The sequence below is a fragment of the Burkholderia sp. 10_S31 genome (genome assembly GCF_056930375.1).
Genome location: NZ_JBXOWK010000001.1, coordinates 1,716,157 through 1,732,604, shown reverse-complemented (window position 1 = coordinate 1,732,604; position 16,448 = coordinate 1,716,157). Strand labels below are relative to the sequence as shown.

At 67.4% G+C, this 16,448-nt stretch carries 17 protein-coding genes and 1 pseudogene; 10 read left to right on the top strand and 8 right to left on the bottom strand.

Annotated features, from left to right (window positions below):
• Positions 1-6: 6 nt before the first annotated feature.
• The 3 genes from AC1Z3W_RS07850 (at position 7) to AC1Z3W_RS07840 (ending at position 2,127) form a co-directional block, all read left to right on the top strand.
• A complete protein-coding gene (locus tag AC1Z3W_RS07850; RefSeq protein WP_057924919.1) occupies positions 7-1,008 on the top strand; it encodes a fimbrial protein in 1,002 nt (333 codons plus the stop codon).
• Between the two features lie 158 nt (positions 1,009-1,166).
• Positions 1,167-1,421, top strand: a complete 255-nt coding sequence (locus tag AC1Z3W_RS07845) for a GlsB/YeaQ/YmgE family stress response membrane protein (protein WP_057924918.1) — start codon at positions 1,167-1,169, stop codon at positions 1,419-1,421.
• Positions 1,422-1,791: 370 nt separating this feature from the next.
• Positions 1,792-2,127, top strand: a complete 336-nt coding sequence (locus AC1Z3W_RS07840; RefSeq protein ID WP_483507393.1) for a type 1 fimbrial protein — start codon at positions 1,792-1,794, stop codon at positions 2,125-2,127.
• Between the two features lie 22 nt (positions 2,128-2,149).
• Here AC1Z3W_RS07840 and AC1Z3W_RS07835 read toward each other — a convergent pair whose 3' ends face one another.
• The 4 genes from AC1Z3W_RS07835 to AC1Z3W_RS07820 form a co-directional block, all read right to left on the bottom strand.
• Positions 2,150-3,022, bottom strand: coding sequence for a LysR substrate-binding domain-containing protein (locus AC1Z3W_RS07835; protein ID WP_057925167.1), 873 nt, complete (start codon positions 3,020-3,022; stop codon positions 2,150-2,152).
• 124 nt (positions 3,023-3,146) lie between these two features.
• Positions 3,147-4,043, bottom strand: a complete 897-nt coding sequence (bla, locus tag AC1Z3W_RS07830) for a class A beta-lactamase (RefSeq protein WP_483507392.1) — start codon at positions 4,041-4,043, stop codon at positions 3,147-3,149.
• Positions 4,044-4,250: 207 nt separating this feature from the next.
• Positions 4,251-5,090, bottom strand: coding sequence for a peptidoglycan DD-metalloendopeptidase family protein (locus AC1Z3W_RS07825; RefSeq protein ID WP_057924915.1), 840 nt, complete (start codon positions 5,088-5,090; stop codon positions 4,251-4,253).
• A 267-nt stretch (positions 5,091-5,357) separates the two neighbouring features.
• Positions 5,358-5,498 carry a hypothetical protein gene (locus tag AC1Z3W_RS07820; protein ID WP_160327437.1) on the bottom strand — a complete coding sequence of 47 codons (141 nt, stop codon included), beginning with the start codon at positions 5,496-5,498 and terminating at the stop codon, positions 5,358-5,360.
• 127 nt (positions 5,499-5,625) lie between these two features.
• Between AC1Z3W_RS07820 and AC1Z3W_RS07815 the strand changes: the two genes are divergently transcribed.
• Positions 5,626-6,522, top strand: a complete 897-nt coding sequence (locus AC1Z3W_RS07815; RefSeq protein ID WP_057924914.1) for a LysR substrate-binding domain-containing protein — start codon at positions 5,626-5,628, stop codon at positions 6,520-6,522.
• 53 nt (positions 6,523-6,575) lie between these two features.
• Positions 6,576-6,962, top strand: a complete 387-nt coding sequence (locus tag AC1Z3W_RS07810) for an ester cyclase (RefSeq protein WP_057924913.1) — start codon at positions 6,576-6,578, stop codon at positions 6,960-6,962.
• 21 nt (positions 6,963-6,983) lie between these two features.
• Here AC1Z3W_RS07810 and AC1Z3W_RS07805 read toward each other — a convergent pair whose 3' ends face one another.
• Both AC1Z3W_RS07805 and AC1Z3W_RS07800 read right to left on the bottom strand, forming a co-directional pair.
• Positions 6,984-7,724 (bottom strand): sulfite exporter TauE/SafE family protein, encoded by a 741-nt coding sequence (locus AC1Z3W_RS07805; protein ID WP_057924912.1) that lies wholly within the window; start codon positions 7,722-7,724, stop codon positions 6,984-6,986.
• Between the two features lie 160 nt (positions 7,725-7,884).
• Positions 7,885-8,113: pseudogene (locus tag AC1Z3W_RS07800) on the bottom strand (aldo/keto reductase); the annotation flags it as partial.
• Between the two features lie 81 nt (positions 8,114-8,194).
• Here AC1Z3W_RS07800 and AC1Z3W_RS07795 point away from each other — a divergent pair.
• On the top strand, positions 8,195-9,109 hold the full coding sequence (locus tag AC1Z3W_RS07795) for a LysR family transcriptional regulator (protein ID WP_483507391.1): 915 nt from the start codon (positions 8,195-8,197) through the stop codon (positions 9,107-9,109).
• Positions 9,110-9,156: 47 nt separating this feature from the next.
• On the opposite strand, the gene AC1Z3W_RS07790 is transcribed toward AC1Z3W_RS07795, so the two are convergent.
• Positions 9,157-10,311 (bottom strand): porin, encoded by a 1,155-nt coding sequence (locus AC1Z3W_RS07790; protein ID WP_483507390.1) that lies wholly within the window; start codon positions 10,309-10,311, stop codon positions 9,157-9,159.
• Between the two features lie 381 nt (positions 10,312-10,692).
• On the opposite strand from AC1Z3W_RS07790, the gene AC1Z3W_RS07785 reads away from it, so the two are divergent.
• Complete coding sequence (locus AC1Z3W_RS07785; protein ID WP_057925166.1) at positions 10,693-11,796, top strand: OpgC domain-containing protein; 1,104 nt, start codon at positions 10,693-10,695, stop codon at positions 11,794-11,796.
• A gap of 61 nt (positions 11,797-11,857) precedes the next feature.
• Positions 11,858-12,817 carry an alpha/beta hydrolase gene (locus tag AC1Z3W_RS07780; protein ID WP_057924909.1) on the top strand — a complete coding sequence of 320 codons (960 nt, stop codon included), beginning with the start codon at positions 11,858-11,860 and terminating at the stop codon, positions 12,815-12,817.
• A gap of 284 nt (positions 12,818-13,101) precedes the next feature.
• On the opposite strand, the gene AC1Z3W_RS07775 is transcribed toward AC1Z3W_RS07780, so the two are convergent.
• Entirely contained in the window at positions 13,102-14,316 is a 1,215-nt protein-coding gene (locus AC1Z3W_RS07775) for an FAD-dependent oxidoreductase (protein ID WP_124832265.1), read from the bottom strand.
• Between the two features lie 174 nt (positions 14,317-14,490).
• Between AC1Z3W_RS07775 and AC1Z3W_RS07770 the strand changes: the two genes are divergently transcribed.
• A complete protein-coding gene (locus AC1Z3W_RS07770) occupies positions 14,491-15,435 on the top strand; it encodes a LysR family transcriptional regulator (RefSeq protein WP_057924907.1) in 945 nt (314 codons plus the stop codon).
• 115 nt (positions 15,436-15,550) lie between these two features.
• The gene (locus AC1Z3W_RS07765; RefSeq protein ID WP_483507389.1) at positions 15,551-16,309 is read left to right on the top strand and encodes an SDR family oxidoreductase; all 759 of its coding nucleotides are present in this window, start codon (positions 15,551-15,553) and stop codon (positions 16,307-16,309) included.
• Positions 16,310-16,448: the final 139 nt, after the last annotated feature.

Below are 16,448 nucleotides of genomic sequence, written 5' to 3'. Positions count from 1 at the left end.
ATCCCTATGTCCCACTTTCGCCAATCGTCCGCATTGACCCGAGTCACGATCCCGGCAGGCACGGCGCGCAGGCGCAATGCACGTCGCTGCCTTGTCCGCCGCCCGTTTCGCCCGATCGCAGTCGCTGCGTCGCTTCTGCTCGCATGCTCGACCGGCGCGGCCGCGGCCGCAAGCTCCCTCTATGCGTTCGGGCAGGCAACCATTTCCAGCCCCGCGAACGCCGCGACCGGCACGGTCGTCGCGCGTCATTACTTCACGCCGCAGGACGTTTGCGGCGCGAGCACCTGCCAGATCACGAGCATCAAGATGTATCCGAAAGGCAGCATGTGGACGTCCGACGGCCCCGATCTGGAAACCAACGTGTCGGGCCTGTCCACGCGCATGGTCGTCGACGGCAAGGTCGCCGTCTCGTCAACGAAGGCGACCTTGCGCAACACGCTCGAAGTCGTACTGTTTCGCGACAGCCGGCAGCCGCAGGACGGGTCGCTCAATGCCGGCACGCTCAGCGCCTACTACACCATCTACTACAAGTCCGGTCTCCTCGGCGCGTCGAACCCGGTCTTTCTTGCCGCGCAGGTCAGTTTCATCAACGGAACGTGCTCGATTCCCGACCAGACCGTCACGCTGCCGCCCGTGCAGCATCGCGTGTTCAACGGCGTCGGTTCGACCGCCGGCGCGACGGATTTCCAGGTGCAGTTGAACAACTGCCCGGCCGGCTACAACCGGATCGGCTATCAACTGGCTCCGCTGGACGACGTCGTCACCGGCACGCCCGGCGGAATGCAATTGCGCCCGGATGCCACGGCCAGCGGCATCGGCATCCAGATCGCCGACGCAGCGACCGGCCAGCCGCTGCCGCTCGGGAAGTCGCACACGGTGACGGGCTACAACCGGGCCACCGGCGGATCGTCGTCGATCCGGCTCCGCGCGTCCTACCTGCAAACGGGCGCGAAAGTCGGCGGCGGTTCGGTTCATGCCGCGGCGCAGGTCCTGCTCGACTATCAATGAATGACGTCGGCGCACCTCGTCGCGACCTGACATTCGCGTGACGTGGCGGCGTGCGATACTCGGCACGCCGCGCGCCGGTTCGCCGCCGCATGGAACCCCGGCGCGCCGCGCGAGTCCATTCCTTTCGTCAACAGCTCAACAGCAATAGGGAGGCGTTCATGCTGCAATTCATCGAAACCCTGGTCGTCGGGCTCATCGTCGGCCTCCTCGCCCGCGCACTGAAGCCGGGCGACGACAAGATGGGCATCCTGATGACGGTCGTTCTCGGCGTCGTCGGCTCGCTCGTCGCGGGCTACGTCGGCCGCGCCGCCGGCTGGTATGCACCGGGCCAGGGAGCAGGCTGGATCGCGTCGATCATCGGCGCGATCGTGCTGCTCGTGATCGTCGGCGCGGTGCGCAAGCGCGCGGGGTAATCGCGCTGCCGCAAGCACGCCGCGCAAGAACGGCCGCTCGTCACACGAGCGGCCGTTTTTTCATGCGCGCGGCTTCGCCGGCGCGTCGCCCTGTCGAGCCGTTGATTGCGCAACGACTCGCAGCGACGGCCAGCAGCGGCCGGCCGTGCCTCCGTCGAGCTTACGACATCGGCATTACTCTGACTTGCTATCTCGCAAATCCGGCCTAAATTGATTCTGGAAAGACCGCGTTATTTGCTTATATCCAATAATTACGATTATCCATTCAAGGGATTCGATGGAATTGCCGTTTACGCATACAGCATCGCAGCGTTGACGGACTGCCATTCGAGCGGCCCCGCTGCGACGCGCTTCCTCTCTGGAGCCTGTCATGAAGCATCGCCTGTTCGCCGCCTCGTTCGTTCTGGCTGCCTCGCTTCTGGCGCCGTCCCCATCATTTTCCGCCGGCACATCCGGCATCATCCACTTCACCGGCATGATCGTCGAACCGCCGTGCTCGTTCGCGCTCGACACGGCCGACGCCGCGCATGCGCGCGTGCGCCCCGACTGCCCGCGCCCGGCAAGCGGGCAAGTCGCGTTCGTCGACGCGGCCAGCCTGCGCACGATCAAGACCACGACCTTTACGCAGGCCTCGCGCGCAATCGTTTTACCCGACCGTCCGGGCAACGCACATGCGCCGATGATCGCCGTCGTGACGTACCAGTAAGGCCCACGGCCGGCCTCGCGCGTCAGTCGCGATGGCTGGCGATCCAGTCGCTGAACGCGCGGATCTTCTGCTGGCTGCCGATGTTCTCGGGATAGACGAAGAAATAACGGGCGCCGGTCTCGAGCACGATGTCGAACGGCCGTTCGAGCCGGCGCGCGCTGACGTCGTCGTCGACGAGCGTCACGTCGCCGATCGCGACGCCGAAGCCCTGCATCGCCGCGTTCGTCGCGAGATCGAGCGTGTCGAAGGTCGGCCCGCGCTCCGCATCGACGGTGCGCTCGCCCGCATGATCGAGCCACGCGCGCCAGTCGCGATGGTCGCGCGTCGGATGCAGCAGCGTATGGCGCGCGAGATCGCCGACCGCATCGAGCGGCGCGGCCTGCCGCAGCTCGGGTGCGCATACCGGCGTCAACCGCTCGTCGAACAGCGGCACCGCGAATACACCCGCGCCCGGCGACGTGCCGTAGACGATCGCCGCATCGAACGGCTCGGTCGAGAAATCGACGACGTGCTGCCACACGGTCGTGATCTGCACGTGGAGATCGGGATGCTCGCCCTGGAAGCGCATGATGCGCGGCAGCATCCAGCGCATCACGCAGGTCGGCACCTTCAACGCGAGATCGGTGCGCTGCCGCGTGAGCTTCATCGAGATGTCCTCGATCCGCGCGAAGCTCTCGTTGACCACCGGCAGCAATTGCTCGCCCTCCGCCGTCAGCGTAAGGCCCTTCGCGTGCCGCTTGAACAACGGAAAACCGTAGTGTGCCTCGAGCGTCTGGATCTGCCGGCTCACCGCGCCCTGCGTGAGGCACAGCTGCTCGGCCGCACGCGTGAAGCTGCGGTGGCGGGCCACCGTCGAGAAGATCTGCAGCGCGTGCAGGGGCGGAAGTCGGCGCATGACGAAGCGGGTAAACGGATCGACCGCGCCGAAGGACGGCGCGGCAAGACCGCGCGCCGACACCGGCGCGCGCTGACCGACACGATAAGCCAAACGCCGGCTTTGCGCGAGATGCGCCGAACGCTCAGGCCGTTGCGGCAAGCGCGCCCGTCGCGATGCGCGCCGCCGACGCGACGACGTCCGCGCGGGCAGCCGCATCGGCACGCGGCTGCGTGAACGACACGGCCAGCACGATCGGCGCACGCGACGACGGCCACAGCACCGCGACGTCGGTCGTCGTGCCATAGCCGCCGGTGCCGGTTTTGTCGGCGATGCGCCAGCCGGGCGGCACGCCGGCCGCGATCCCGGTCGCGCCGCGCGCGCCGGTCATCCACTCGGTGAGCTGCGCACGCTGCGGTTCGCGCAGCGTGTCGCCCAGAAGCAGCCGCTGCAGCGTGTCGACCATCGCAACCGGTGTCGACGTATCGCGCACATCGCCGGGCGCGGCCTGGTTCAGCTCGGGTTCCCAGCGGTCGAGCCGGAACGCGGTGTCGCCGCTTTCGTGCGCGAACGACGTGACGGCCTGCGGGCCGCCGAGCACGCCCATCAGCAGGTTTCCCGCACCCTTGTCGCCGGCCTGCAGCACCGCCGCGCACAGCTGCGCGATCGTCATCCCCGTGTCGACATGGCTTTCCGTGACCGGCGAGCCGGCCACGACTTCATAACGGCGATACAGGATGCGGCGCGGCAGCAGCGACGCGTCGAGCGAACCGCGCGCGAGTATCGCGGCGGCGGCGACGACCGCATAGGTGCCGCACAGCGGGAAGCGTTCGCGCGCGTGATGCGCGATGCGCGTGCCGTTCGACGTATCGAGTGCGGCGACGCCGAGCCGGCCGTTCGATGCTTTTTCGAGCGCGGCGAGTTCGGCCTGCGCGGCATGGGCGCGCTCCTGGTCGGCGACGGGCGCCGACGAGCATGCGGCGACGAACGGCGCGGCGACGGCAGCGAGCAACAGCGAGCGGCGTGTCGGAGAGTGTTCCATGGATGTGTGGTGTTCTGTCGGAAGCGGTGGCACGGAGCAACGCACGCGCGCATCGGCGATGCACGCGCGTTCACGCCGACGGCCGGCTCGCGACGGCCTACGCCGCGCATCCCCGAAGACGTCCGTCGGCCCCGCAGCGGCGGGACTCGCATGAACATCCCCTAGCGTAGCAGCGACCGCTGCCGCGTTCCAGCGGCGTGGCCCGCTTCAGCCCTGCGACGAAGGCAGGTACGGCATCGGATTGACGGGCTTGCCGTCGCGCCGCACTTCGAACAGCAGCGCGACACGCGAGTTGTCGAGGTCGCCCATCTCCGCGATCTCGTCGCCCTGACGCACGATGTCGCCGGTCTTCACGAGCAGCTTGCGGTTGTGCGCATACGCGGTCAGGAAATCCGCGTTGTGCTGGACGATGATCAGGCTGCCGTAATCGTTCAGGCCCGTGCCCGCATACATCACGCGGCCGTCGGCCGCCGCGCGGACCGGGTCGCCCGACCGGCCGGCGATCTGGATGCCGCGGTTCTGCCCCGGCCGGAACGCGTCGACGATCCTGCCTTGCGCGGGCCACGTGAGCGACACCGCGCCCGCATGCCGCTTGGTTTCCTGCACGACCTGCCGGTCGCTCGCCGTCGACGCGCTTGCCTGCGCGGCACCCGTCGAATTGTTCGCGGCGACCTGCGTGCCGACGTTCGCAGTCCGCGCCTGCAACGGCTGCTGCCGGACGATGCGCAGCACCTGCCCCATGCGCAGCGGGCCGCGCGCGTCGAGCTTGTTCCAGGTGCGCAGGTCGGCGACGCTGCAGTCGTTCGCGGACGCGATGCCCGTCAGCGTGTCGCCGCGTTTCACCACGTACTTCTGCGCGACGAGAATCGGTGCCGGCGGCGGCGCCGCGGGCGTGACCGCCGGCGCGGCGGCGGGCTGGCCCGACGGCGATCCCGCCAGCGTGTCGCTCGGCGGAACGGACTGCGTGCCGGCACAACCGGCCATGACGAGCACGGCAGCCAGGGCAGACAGCCACGCCGACTTGCGGCAAATCTCGCGCTGCTTCATGGACGATCGACTCCGTTTTGACAATCTTTCAAGCATCTCAAAAACGGAACGGCCAACGTGTAACCGGATGCAAACAATGATGACAAACGATCACGAACCGGGCGCCGGCAGATACTTGTCACCGGTAATACGATCGAAACCGGAAAAACTTGACGGTTTTTCGGGCACGATGCGGAATAAATTTCCCATCTCGCCATTATTTCGAATGGCTTTCAATTCTCGCATCGCCGCGTCGCGCAGCCGAAGCGCCCTGCACCGGCCGCCCGCTCAACGCAGCCAGTCGACCAGCTCCGCGCACGCCCACGCGACGCCGATGCACAGGAACAGCAGGTGCAACGCGATCTTGAACGACACGCCCCACGACGAATCGACCCGCATGACGGTCTCCCCCGGTTGATATGCGGCCATGATCCGGCCTCGATCCCGCCCCGGAAATGCGGAACCGGCGAACGGGGCCTCAAGCGCAGCCTGAGACCGGCGCGGCGGTTCCTGCTAACTTATCGGCCATTCCAATCCTTACGCGCCCCAACCGACCATGCGCTTCGACCTGACCGACCTGCGGCTATTCCTGAACATCTGCGAAGCCGGCACGATCACGAGCGGCGCCGAGCGGACCCATATCACGCTGCAGGCGGCAAGCGAGCGCATCCGTGGGATGGAGGACGAGCTCGGCGTGCCGCTGCTGCACCGGACCAAGTCGGGCACGCAGGTGACCGAGGCGGGCCGGGCGCTCGAGCACCACGCGCGCACGGTGCTGCAGCAGATCGACCACATGCGCGGCGAACTGCAGCAATACGGCCAGGGGCTGCGCGGGCATATCCGGCTGCTGTGCAACACGGCGTCGCTCAGCGAATACCTGCCCGACGCGCTCGCCGCGTATCTGCCGCATCATCCGAAACTGTCGATCAGCGTCGAAGAGCGCTCGAGCCAGGAAATCGTGCATGCGATCCGCAACAAGACGGCCGAGGTCGGCATCGTCGCCGATTCGGTCGGGCTGGGCGGGCTCGAACAGAAGCCGTTCCGCGAGGACTGGCTGATCGCGGTCGTGCCGGTCGGGCATCCGCTCGCCGCGCGCGAGAAGGTTGCGTTCGACGAAATCGCCGATGCGGATTTCATCGGGCTGACCGACGGCAGCGCGCTGCAGGTCCATCTCGCGGATCAGGCGCGTGCGCTCGGCAAGCGGATTCGCTACCGTGTGCAGTTGAAGAGTTTCGATGCGATCTGCCGCGTGATCGAAAGCGGCGTGGGGATCGGCATCGTGTCGCGCCACGCGGCCGAACGCGCGCAGCAGACGATGGACGTGCGGCTCGTCGAGCTGTCCGACGCGTGGAGTCACCGCAAGCTAACGCTCTGCGCGCGATCGTTCGACGCGCTGCCGAAATACACGCAGGCGTTCGTGTCGTACCTGTCGGGCGAAACGCCGCCACGCTGAACGTCGCGCACCATCCGGAACACCCGGTCGATACACGAGGAGACACCGCAGCCATGACCGAACCCGACCTCGCCGCACGCTACCGCGCCTACATCGACTGCCTGAACCGACAGGACTGGCCGGCACTCGGCCGGTACGTCGCCGACAACGTGATCCACAACGACCGGCCGCTTGGCCTCGCCGGTTATCGCGCGATGCTGGAGCAGGATTTCCGCGACATCCCGGATCTCCGTTTCGACATCCGGCTGCTCGTATGCGAACCGCCGCGCGTCGCATGCCGGCTTCGCTTCGCCTGTGCGCCGAAAGGGACGTTCATGGGGCTCGCCGTGGACGGCACGCGCGTCACGTTCGCCGAGAACGTGTTCTACGAATTTCACGACGGCAGGATCCGGCAGGTCTGGTCGGTGATCGACAAGGCTGCGATCGAAGCGCAGCTGTAACGGTGCCGGCCGTCACGGCGCTTACCGCAGCCCCGTCACGGCCATGTACGCACCGAGCGCGATCATCCCGACGAAGAAGCAGCGCTTGAATGCCTTTTCGCTCATCACGCGCCGCGCGTATTGCCCGCCGACCATCCCGGCGAGCGCCGGCACGAGCGCCAGCGCCGATACGCCGAGATCGACCGTCTGCAGCGCGCCCGTCACGTGCAACTGCAGACCGAGCGCGATCGTCGACGCGGTAAACGACAGCCCGAGCGCCTGGATCAGGTCGTCCTTCGACAGGCGCAGCGCCTGCAGGTACGGCACGGCCGGCACGACGAACACGCCGGTCGCGGCCGTCACGACGCCCGTCAGGTAGCCGACCACGGCCGACAGCCATTTTTCGTGACGCCCCGGCGCGGGCAGCCGCGCGGCGGCAAGTCCCCAGCAGCCGTATGCGACCAGCACGACGCCGAGTGCCGCATGGGTCCACGCGCTGCCGGCCGCGAGCGCGGGCAGCCCGCCCGTCAACGTGCCGATCGCCAGCCCGGCGAGCAGCGGCCACAGACGCCGCAGCAGCAGTCCGAACGACGGGCCGAGCCACAACTGCCAGACATTGGTGATGAACGACGGCACGAGCAGCAGGCTCGCGGCGGCCGATGGCGGCATCGCAAGCGTCAGCAGCCCCATCGCGATCGTCGGCAGCCCGAGGCCGATCATGCCCTTGACCGCGCCGGCCAGCAGAAAGACCAGCACGATGATCGTCAGCGTATGAATTTGCATGGCAGGCGTTCCGTCCGGTTGAATACGGCGCCGATGGTGAACCTCCGTCACGCCGCCCGCCATCTGGTTTTGCCTGAGGCTGGCTCGGGCTCGTCCGGCCGGCCTCGCCACCTCGTGATCCCGCCATGCTCGGCGCCTGAATGCACAGGCGCCATGTGTCGCCCCGTCCCTGCTCGCTGTCGAAGTGTGCCATTTCCGCGAGCGGATAACGCTCGTCGATAGCCACCCCGGCGGGAACCGCCGCTTCGATGTGAGCAAGGTCATTGACCGTTAGTTGCGATTTAACGACCCGCAGTGCGTCCTGGCGCTGGGTGCGCGTCGCGAGCGCCGATCGGCGGCACGATGTCGTCGCCGCATGACGACAGCACCGACGCGATCGCGGCGCGCGATCAACGCGAAACACCCACCCAAATCATTCGACGCTGATCAACAATGGTGGCTGTCCCGATCCGCCCACGCTCCCGCCCCGCATGGACCATCTGCATGCAATGCGCATCTTTGCGCGCGTCGCCCACCTCGGCAGCTTCACGAAAGCGGCCGAGCAGTTGCAATTGCCGCGCCCGACGGTCAGCAATGCCGTCCAGTATCTGGAGAAACACCTGGGGGTACGCCTGCTGCAGCGGACCACCCGGCGCGTCGCGCTGACCACCGAGGGCGCGACTTACTACGAGCGCTGCACGCGGCTGCTGGCCGATCTCGACGATGCCGAGACGCTGTTCGACGCCGCCGCCGCTGCCGCGCCGCGCGGCGTGATCCGCGTCGACCTGCCCGAGCGCTTCGCGCTGAACGAGGTGATTCCGGCGCTGCAGGATTTCCACGCACGCTATCCCGACCTGCGCGTGGTACTCGGCACGACCGACCGCTTCGTCGACCTCGTCGCCGACGGGATCGATTGCGCGGTGCGGGTCGGCGCGCTGTCGGACACGTCGCTGGTCGCGCGGCGCATTGGCGAACTGGCGCAGATCAACTGCGCGTCGCCCGCGTATCTCGCGCGGCACGGCACGCCGCGCTCGCCGGACGACCTGCCCGACCATGTCGCGGTCGGCTATTTCTCGAGCCGCACGGGCCGCGAACTGGACTGGGAATATGCGGACATGGATTCGGGCGCGCTGCAGACCGTGAAGATGCGCAGCATCGTCGCGGTGAACAGCTCGCAAGCGTATCTCGCGTGCTGTCTCGCGGGCCTCGGGTTGATCCAGGCACCGCGCGAAGGGCTCGCACCGCTGCTCGAGGACGGCTCGCTGGTCGAGGTGCTGCCGGAATGGCATGCGCAGCCGCTGCCGGTGTCGGTCGTGTTTCCGAACAGCCGGCATCTGGCGCCGCGCGTGCGGATCTTCGTCGACTGGCTCGCGCAAACGCTCGGCGACACGCACCGGGCGGAATGACGGCAGCCGACGCCGGGGCGCTCAGGCTCCGGCGCGGTGACGCGCGATCAGAACTTGTGGCGGATCGCGGCGCGCACCGCGAACTGGTTCGACGACGACGACGGGCCGTCCGTCCCGACCACGTAGCCGCCGTCGGCCGCGGTGCCCGTCTTGTCGCCGGCGACCTTCTGCCATGCGCCCTGCAGATAGACGTCGGTGCGCTTGGACAGGCTGTAGTCCGCCATCAGCCCGACGGTGTGGTATTTCGGCTTGAACGAACCGGTCGCGGCGTCGAACTTGCCGTCCGTGTACACGTACTGCGCGCCGAGATAGAAGTCGGGCGTGAGCTGGTACTTGCCGTTGATCTCGAAGTTCTGGAACTTGGTCGCGGTCAGCCCGAGGCCGTTGAACGTCGACGCCGGCAGGTAGACCGTCGACACCGGGTTCTTCACGTCGGTCTTCGTATAGACGAAGCCGACCGTCGCCGGGCCGAACGTATAGTTGATGCCGCCGCCGAAGATGCGCAGGCGATCGGCGACGAAATTCGCGTCGTCGGCCGCGATCGCGCCCGCGCTGCCGACGCCCGGGCTGTTCGCCTGCAGATAGGCGGCCGCGACCTGCAGCCCGACGAGCGAATACTGCGCGCCGATGCTGTACTGGCGGTTGGTCGAGAAGCCCGTGCTGTTGCTGAAGCTGTAGGTGCCGCCGAACGACAGCCCGTTCCAGTCGGGGCTCGCGTACTTGACCGTGTTGTTGACGCGAAACGAGTTGTCCGTGTTGTCGTTGTCGAACGGATGCGAGAACAGCGTGCCGCCCCAGTTGCCGTTCGCGGTCAGCGGCGCGAGATAGTCGACGACGGAATCGTACTGGCGGCCGAAGGTCAGCGTGCCGAAACGCGACGCGCTCAGCCCGACGAACGCCTGGCGGCCGAACATCCGGCCGCCCTGATTGAGCCGGCCGTTGTTCACGTCGAAACCGTTTTCCAGCGTGAAGATCGCCTTCAGCCCGCCGCCCAGGTCCTCGCTGCCCTTCAGGCCCCAGCGGCTGCCCTGTGCATAGCCGCTCGCGAGTTGGTAATTCGCTTTTCCGACCCCATTCACGTTCACGTTGTTCGTGTAGTTGAAGCCCTCGTCGATCAGGCCGTACAGCGTCACACTGTCCTGCGCGAAAGCCGGCGCGGCGAAGGCTGCCAGCGCGGCGGCAAAAATGACGTGCTTCTTCATGACGGATCTCCGGAGCCGGTTGCCGGACAGGCGTTGCGCCCGGCGATTGTTTGGTCTGTTTTATAGGCGTGGCCCGCAGGGCGGACTGCGCGGTGTACGGCCGCGAGGACAAAATGGTGTCACGTCGCAAAGCGCCCGTCCATCGGGGCATGGAGCCGGCGCACAAAGCGTTGCGCTCGTCCAACTGCCCCGCTCGGCCGATTGCCTGATCAGGCTTGACGGCAACGGCCGGCCGGCCTGCCATCCGCGTAAACCCGGGCGGCGTCGCATCGGTGGCACAATGCGCATCCGTTCGTCATTTCTTCGCGAAGTCATGCTTCACCCCGATTCATGCGCGGCGGGTGCCTGCCGCGCACGCGGCGCGCGCCGGGAGGCGGCCCGATGACCGCCGCAGCCCGAGCCGGCCGCTACGCCGAGCTCGACTTCTTCCGCGGCCTCGTGTTGCTTGTGATCGTCGTCGACCACATCGGCGGCAGCATCCTGTCGCGCGTGACGCTGCATGCGTACGCGCTATGCGATGCGGCCGAGGTGTTCGTGTTCCTCGGCGGCTTCGCGACCGCCATCGCGTACAACTCGCTCGCCGAACGGCACGACGAGGCCGCCGCGCGCCAGCGTTTCATTCGCCGTGCCTTCGAGATCTACCGTGCCTTCCTCGTGACGGCCGGCCTGATGCTGTTGATCACCGCCGTGCTGAACGCGTTCTCGATCGACGGTCCGAACATGCCGACCAACGATCTCGACGGCCTGCTCCACAAGCCGCTCGCGGCGCTGCGCGACATCCTGCTGTTCCGCCGCCAGCCGTATCTCGCGTCGGTGCTGCCGATGTATGCGTTCTTCGCGCTGCTCGTCCCGCTCGCGCTGCCGCTCGCGCGCACGCAGCCGTGGCTGATGCTCGCGTTCAGCGGCTCGCTCTGGTACGCGGCGCCGCACATCGCGCGCTTCCTGCCGACTGTCGGCGGCGCACCGTGGGACTTCAACCCGTTCGCGTGGCAGTTCCTGTTCGTGCTCGGCGTGATCGCGCGCTGCCAGCCGGTCTACCAGACGCTCGCGCCGAAGCCGCAGGGCTGGCTGCTGACGGCCGCGTCGCTCGCGATCGTCGCGGCCGGCGCGTACTACCGGCTGCGCATCGAACCGTTCCCGACCGATCCGTCGATCAAGCAGAACCTCGGCGCACTGCGGCTCGCGAACTTCCTCGCGATCGCGTGGCTCGCGGCCAAGCTCGTGCACCTCGGGTGGATGAAGAAGGTCGCGCATGCGATGCCCTGGATCGGCACGATCGGTCGCCAGGGGCTGCTGTGCTTCGTCGCCGGCACCGGCATCTCGCTCGCGGTCGACTCGCTGCTTTACCAGGCGACCGAAGGCTATCTGAACGTGCCGCTCGGCCTGACCGCCGACGTCGTCGCGATGGGGCTGCTGTATCTCGTCGCGAAACTCTACGCGCCGCTGGTGTCGCGGCTGCCGTTCCCGTTCCGTTCGCGGCAATGACGTGCCGCGCCGTCATGCGCCGCTGCTACGATAGCGGGCGCCTTTCCTGAAACGATTCGCCATGCGCCGACTCGCCCTTTCGTTCGCCGCCGCCCTGCTCGCCGGCTGCCTCGCCACCGCCCACGCCACGCCAGGCGGGCCCGCGGTTTCGCCGGCGTCGTCCGCGCCCGCGACCGCGACCGCGATCGTCCCGCCCGCAACGCTCGCCACGCCCGTGCCGGCCGCCCAGGAGCCGCCGGTCAACCCCGGCAGCAGCGTCGTGTTGCGCGCGTTCCGTTCGGCGTCGCTGAAGCGCGACTGGTCCTACACGGTCTACCTGCCGCCCGGCTACAACCCGGAAGGCGCGCGCTATCCGGTGTTGTACCTGCTGCACGGCAATGCCGGCAACGCGAACGACTGGGTCACGCAGGGCCGGCTGCAGGCCACGGCCGACACGCTGATCGAGCGCCACGAGATCCCGCCCGTCGTGATCGTGATGCCGCAAGGCGGCACCGACTGGTACGTCGATCGCAAGGAGAAAATGCAGAGCGCGTTCCTGAACGACCTGCTGCCGGAAGTCGAAGCGCACTTCGCGGTGTCGAACCAGCGCGCGGGCCGCGCGATCGGCGGCGTATCGATGGGCGGCTTCGGCGCACTGCGTTTCTCGCTGCTCGAACCGGGCCTGTTCTGCGGCGCGATGCTGCTGAGCCCGGCGATCTACGCGAACGAGCCGCCGCTCAATTCCGCCGCGCGCTATGTGGGCGTGTTCGGCGACCGGCAGTTCGATCCGCGCGTGTGGCACGAACTCAACTACCCGACGCTGATGCGCGGCTATTTCGCGCGCAACTGGCGCGTGCCGATGTTCATCGCGGTCGGCGACGACGACCTGACGATCCAGGCGGAATCCAGCGTGCTGTACACGCACCTGCGCCGCGCGCAGAACCCGGCCGAGCTGCGCATCGTCGACGGCGGGCATACGTGGGAAGTGTGGCGCGGGCTGCTCGGGCAAGGGTTGAAGTACGCGCTGGAGTGCGTGAAGTAACGAAAGTGCATGACGCGTCAGGCATCCGCTCACTGGCTGCCTGACGCATCAGACTCCGCTTCGCCGCGGCACACTGCGCGTATCGCGCGCTCGCACCGGATCACGCATATCGGTCACGGCTTCGCGACATCGAGCAGGTCAAGCGCGATGCACAACGGATGCCTGACTAAGCGTGATGGCCATACCGGCCGGCACAAGCACGGCCAGCATTCCCGACGACCGACCGCGCGACTGTCGCGCCGATCGCCCGACGCACTACCGCGGTTCGCACCGCACCTTTCCGCTCAAAGCCACGTACCGCCCTGCCGCTCGTTCGGCTCGTCGGCAAGCGCGTCGAAATCATGGATCCAGTCCAGGTGATGCAGCACGCTGTCGCGCTCGCCGAGACGCGCATTGCGCGCCTGCGCGGCCGGCCCATCGGGTAGATGCAGCACGTCGGCTGCGGTGATCGACGCATACTGCACCTTGCGCGTGCGGCCGCGCCGCAGCCGCTCGTACGCCTCCTGCGCCTCGCGCCAGTTGCCCGCCCCGGCCTTCGCGAGTTGCGCGGCCAGCACCATTGCATCCTCGATCGACTGATTCGCGCCCTGCCCGTGATGCGGCACCAGCGCGTGCGCGGCGTCGCCGATCAGCGTCACGCGCCCGCGGCTCCAGCGGCCGAGCGGCGGCCGGTGGAACAGCCCCCAACGCTGGCTGATCGGCACCGCCGTGATCATCTGCACCACCGCCGGATGCCAGTCCTTGAACAGCCGCAGCTGCTCGCCTTCTTGCGCCGGCATGACCCAGTCGCGCGACTGCCACGGCGACGGATGACGCTCGACCAGCAGGAAGTTCTGGTCGCCGTTGTCGCCGATCGGATAGTGCAGCAGATGGCCGTGCGGCCCGACCCAGAATTGAATGGTCTCGGGATCGGGCAACAGGTCCATCCGCCCGGCAGGCACCACGCCGCGAAAGCCCGAGCAACCCGAATACAGCACGTCGTCGTAGCCGAGCATCCAGCGCCGCGTGATCGAACGCGCGCCGTCCGCGCCGATCACGAGATCGGCGTCGACGCGCTCGCCGTTCGCGAAGCTCAGCGTGACGCGATCCGGATGCTGCGCGAGATCGACCAATCGATGGCCGAGATGAATCTGCTCGGCACCGACCGCCTTCGACAGGATCGCCTGCAGGTCCGCGCGGTGCACGCCCCAGTACGAGCCGCCGAACTGCCGGCGATAGTCGGGCTCGCCGCGATGATGGCCGATCACCGCGCCGCTGCGCCCGTCGCGATAGACGAGACCCGGAATCTCCGCGCACACCGCGTCGAAAGCCGGACGCAATCCCATCCGTTCGTAGAAGCGCGTCGCATTGGCCGACAGCGCGACGGCCGCGCCCACCTCGCGCAGCACGTCGGTCTGCTCGTACAACTGCGCGTCGATGCCCTGCTCGCGCAATGCGAGCGCCAGCGTCAGGCCGCCGATGCCGGCACCGACGATCGCGATCCTCAGATTCGTCTGCATGATGAACGTGTCTCCGATATTCAGATAATGAGTCGTTGAGGCCACGGCGCGCGTGACCTGTCCGGCACGCCTGTCGAATGCAGGCGCCGTATCGGTATTGTCAGCAGCGCACTCTCATCCCACAATAAAATGCCGGGAATCTGCTTCATCACTGAATGGAATGATCACCGAACCATGGAACTCAGCGAGATCGACCTCAACCTGCTGTTGCTGTTCCAGCGGCTGATGCAGGAGCGGCGCGTGTCGAGCGTCGCCGAGCAGATGAACATGAGCCAGCCGGGCGTCAGCAACGCGCTCGCGAAGCTGCGCCGCCGGCTCGGCGATCCGCTGTTCGTGCGCGGGCCGGGCGGCGTGGTCCCGACGCCGTTCGCATTGCGCCTGGCCGAGCCGGTTGCGCAGGCGCTGTCGACGCTGCATGCCGCGCTCAATCCCGAAACCGGCTTCGATCCGCTGCGCGCGTCGCGCACGATGACGATCGGGATGACCGATATCGGCGAAGTGGTGTTCCTGCCCGCGTTGCTCGAATATCTTTCGCGCGCGGCACCGGGCATCGCACTCAATACGGTGCGCAACACGAGCGTCAATCTCAGCGACGAAATGGCCGACGGCCGCGTCGATCTCGCGATCGGGCTGCTGCCGCAACTGCAGGGCGGGTTCTATCAGCGGCGGCTGTTCGATCAGCGGTACGTGTGCCTGTTCCGGCGCGGGCATCCGCTCGAAGACGCGCCGCTGACGATCGACGCGTGGCGGGACGCCGAGCATCTGGTCGTCGTGTCGGCCGGCACCGGTCACGGGCAGGTCGACGAATGGCTGAAGCGGCGCCGCGTGAAGCGCCGCGTGCGGCTGACGGTGCCGCATTTCATGAGCGTCGGCTATATCCTGCAGCGCACCGACCTGATCGCGACCGTGCCGGAACATCTTGCGCTGCAGCTCGCCGCACCGTTCTCGCTGGGCTGGCGCGCGTTGCCGGTCACGCTGCCGGGCGCGCCGATTCACATGCTGTGGCATACGCGCGTGAATCAGGACGAAGGCAACCGGTGGTTGCGGGATGTCGTAGTCAGCCTGTTCGCGGAAACCGAAACACGCGGACGGAAGTCCGCGCCGGCGCGCAGGAAATAGCGCTCGCACCGCGAAACCCGTGGTGCGCGGTACGATGTCGCGTCGATCGGCGCACGGCGAGTACATCGCGCACCCGCCGCCTCTTTCCTCACCCCAACCCGCAGGGAATCAAGCCATGTCTGCCTCGAACAAGTTCGCCGCCGTCACGGGCGCCGGCTCCGGCATCGGTCGTGCCGCGGCTATCGCGCTCGCGAACGCCGGATTTACCGTCGCGCTGATCGGGCGCAAGGAAGCATCGCTGCATGAAACGAACGAGGCGATCGCCGCCGCCCACGGCGACGCGCATGCGTTTCCGGCGGACGTCACCGATGAAGCGTCGGTCGAACACGCGTTCGCGCAGATCGCACGGCAGTTCGGCCGGCTGGATGTCCTGTTCAACAACGCCGGCCGCAACGCGCCGGCCGTTGCGCTCGACGAATACGAACTCGGCGTGTGGAACGATGTCGTCGCGACGAACCTGACGGGCGTCTTTCTGTGCGCGCGGGCAGCATGGCGCCTGATGAAAGCGCAAACGCCGCAGGGTGGCCGGATCATCAACAACGGCTCGATCTCCGCCTATACGCCGCGCCCGAACACGATCGCGTACACGGCCACCAAGCATGCGGTGGCCGGCATCACCAAGTCGCTCGCGCTCGACGGCCGCGCGTACAACATCGCGTGCAGCCAGATCGACATCGGCAATGCGGCGACGTCGCTCACCGACCGGATGACGGAAGGCGTTCTGCAGGCCGACGGACGCATAGCGCCCGAGGCACGCATGGACGTCACGCATGTCGCGAATGCGGTCGTGCAGATGGCGAATCTTCCGCTGGACACCAACATCCTGAACATGACGATCATGGCGACCACGATGCCGTTCGTGGGGCGCGGCTAGGTCGCGCCGCCGCGCCTTTTTCGGCGCGCAGGCCTGCGATATCGGTCATGCATGCCCTGCATGCCGACGAAATCGGCCTTGACAAGTTGCGAGTCGCAACTAATATTACTTGCGACTCGCAACTTTCTGTTGGACTGGT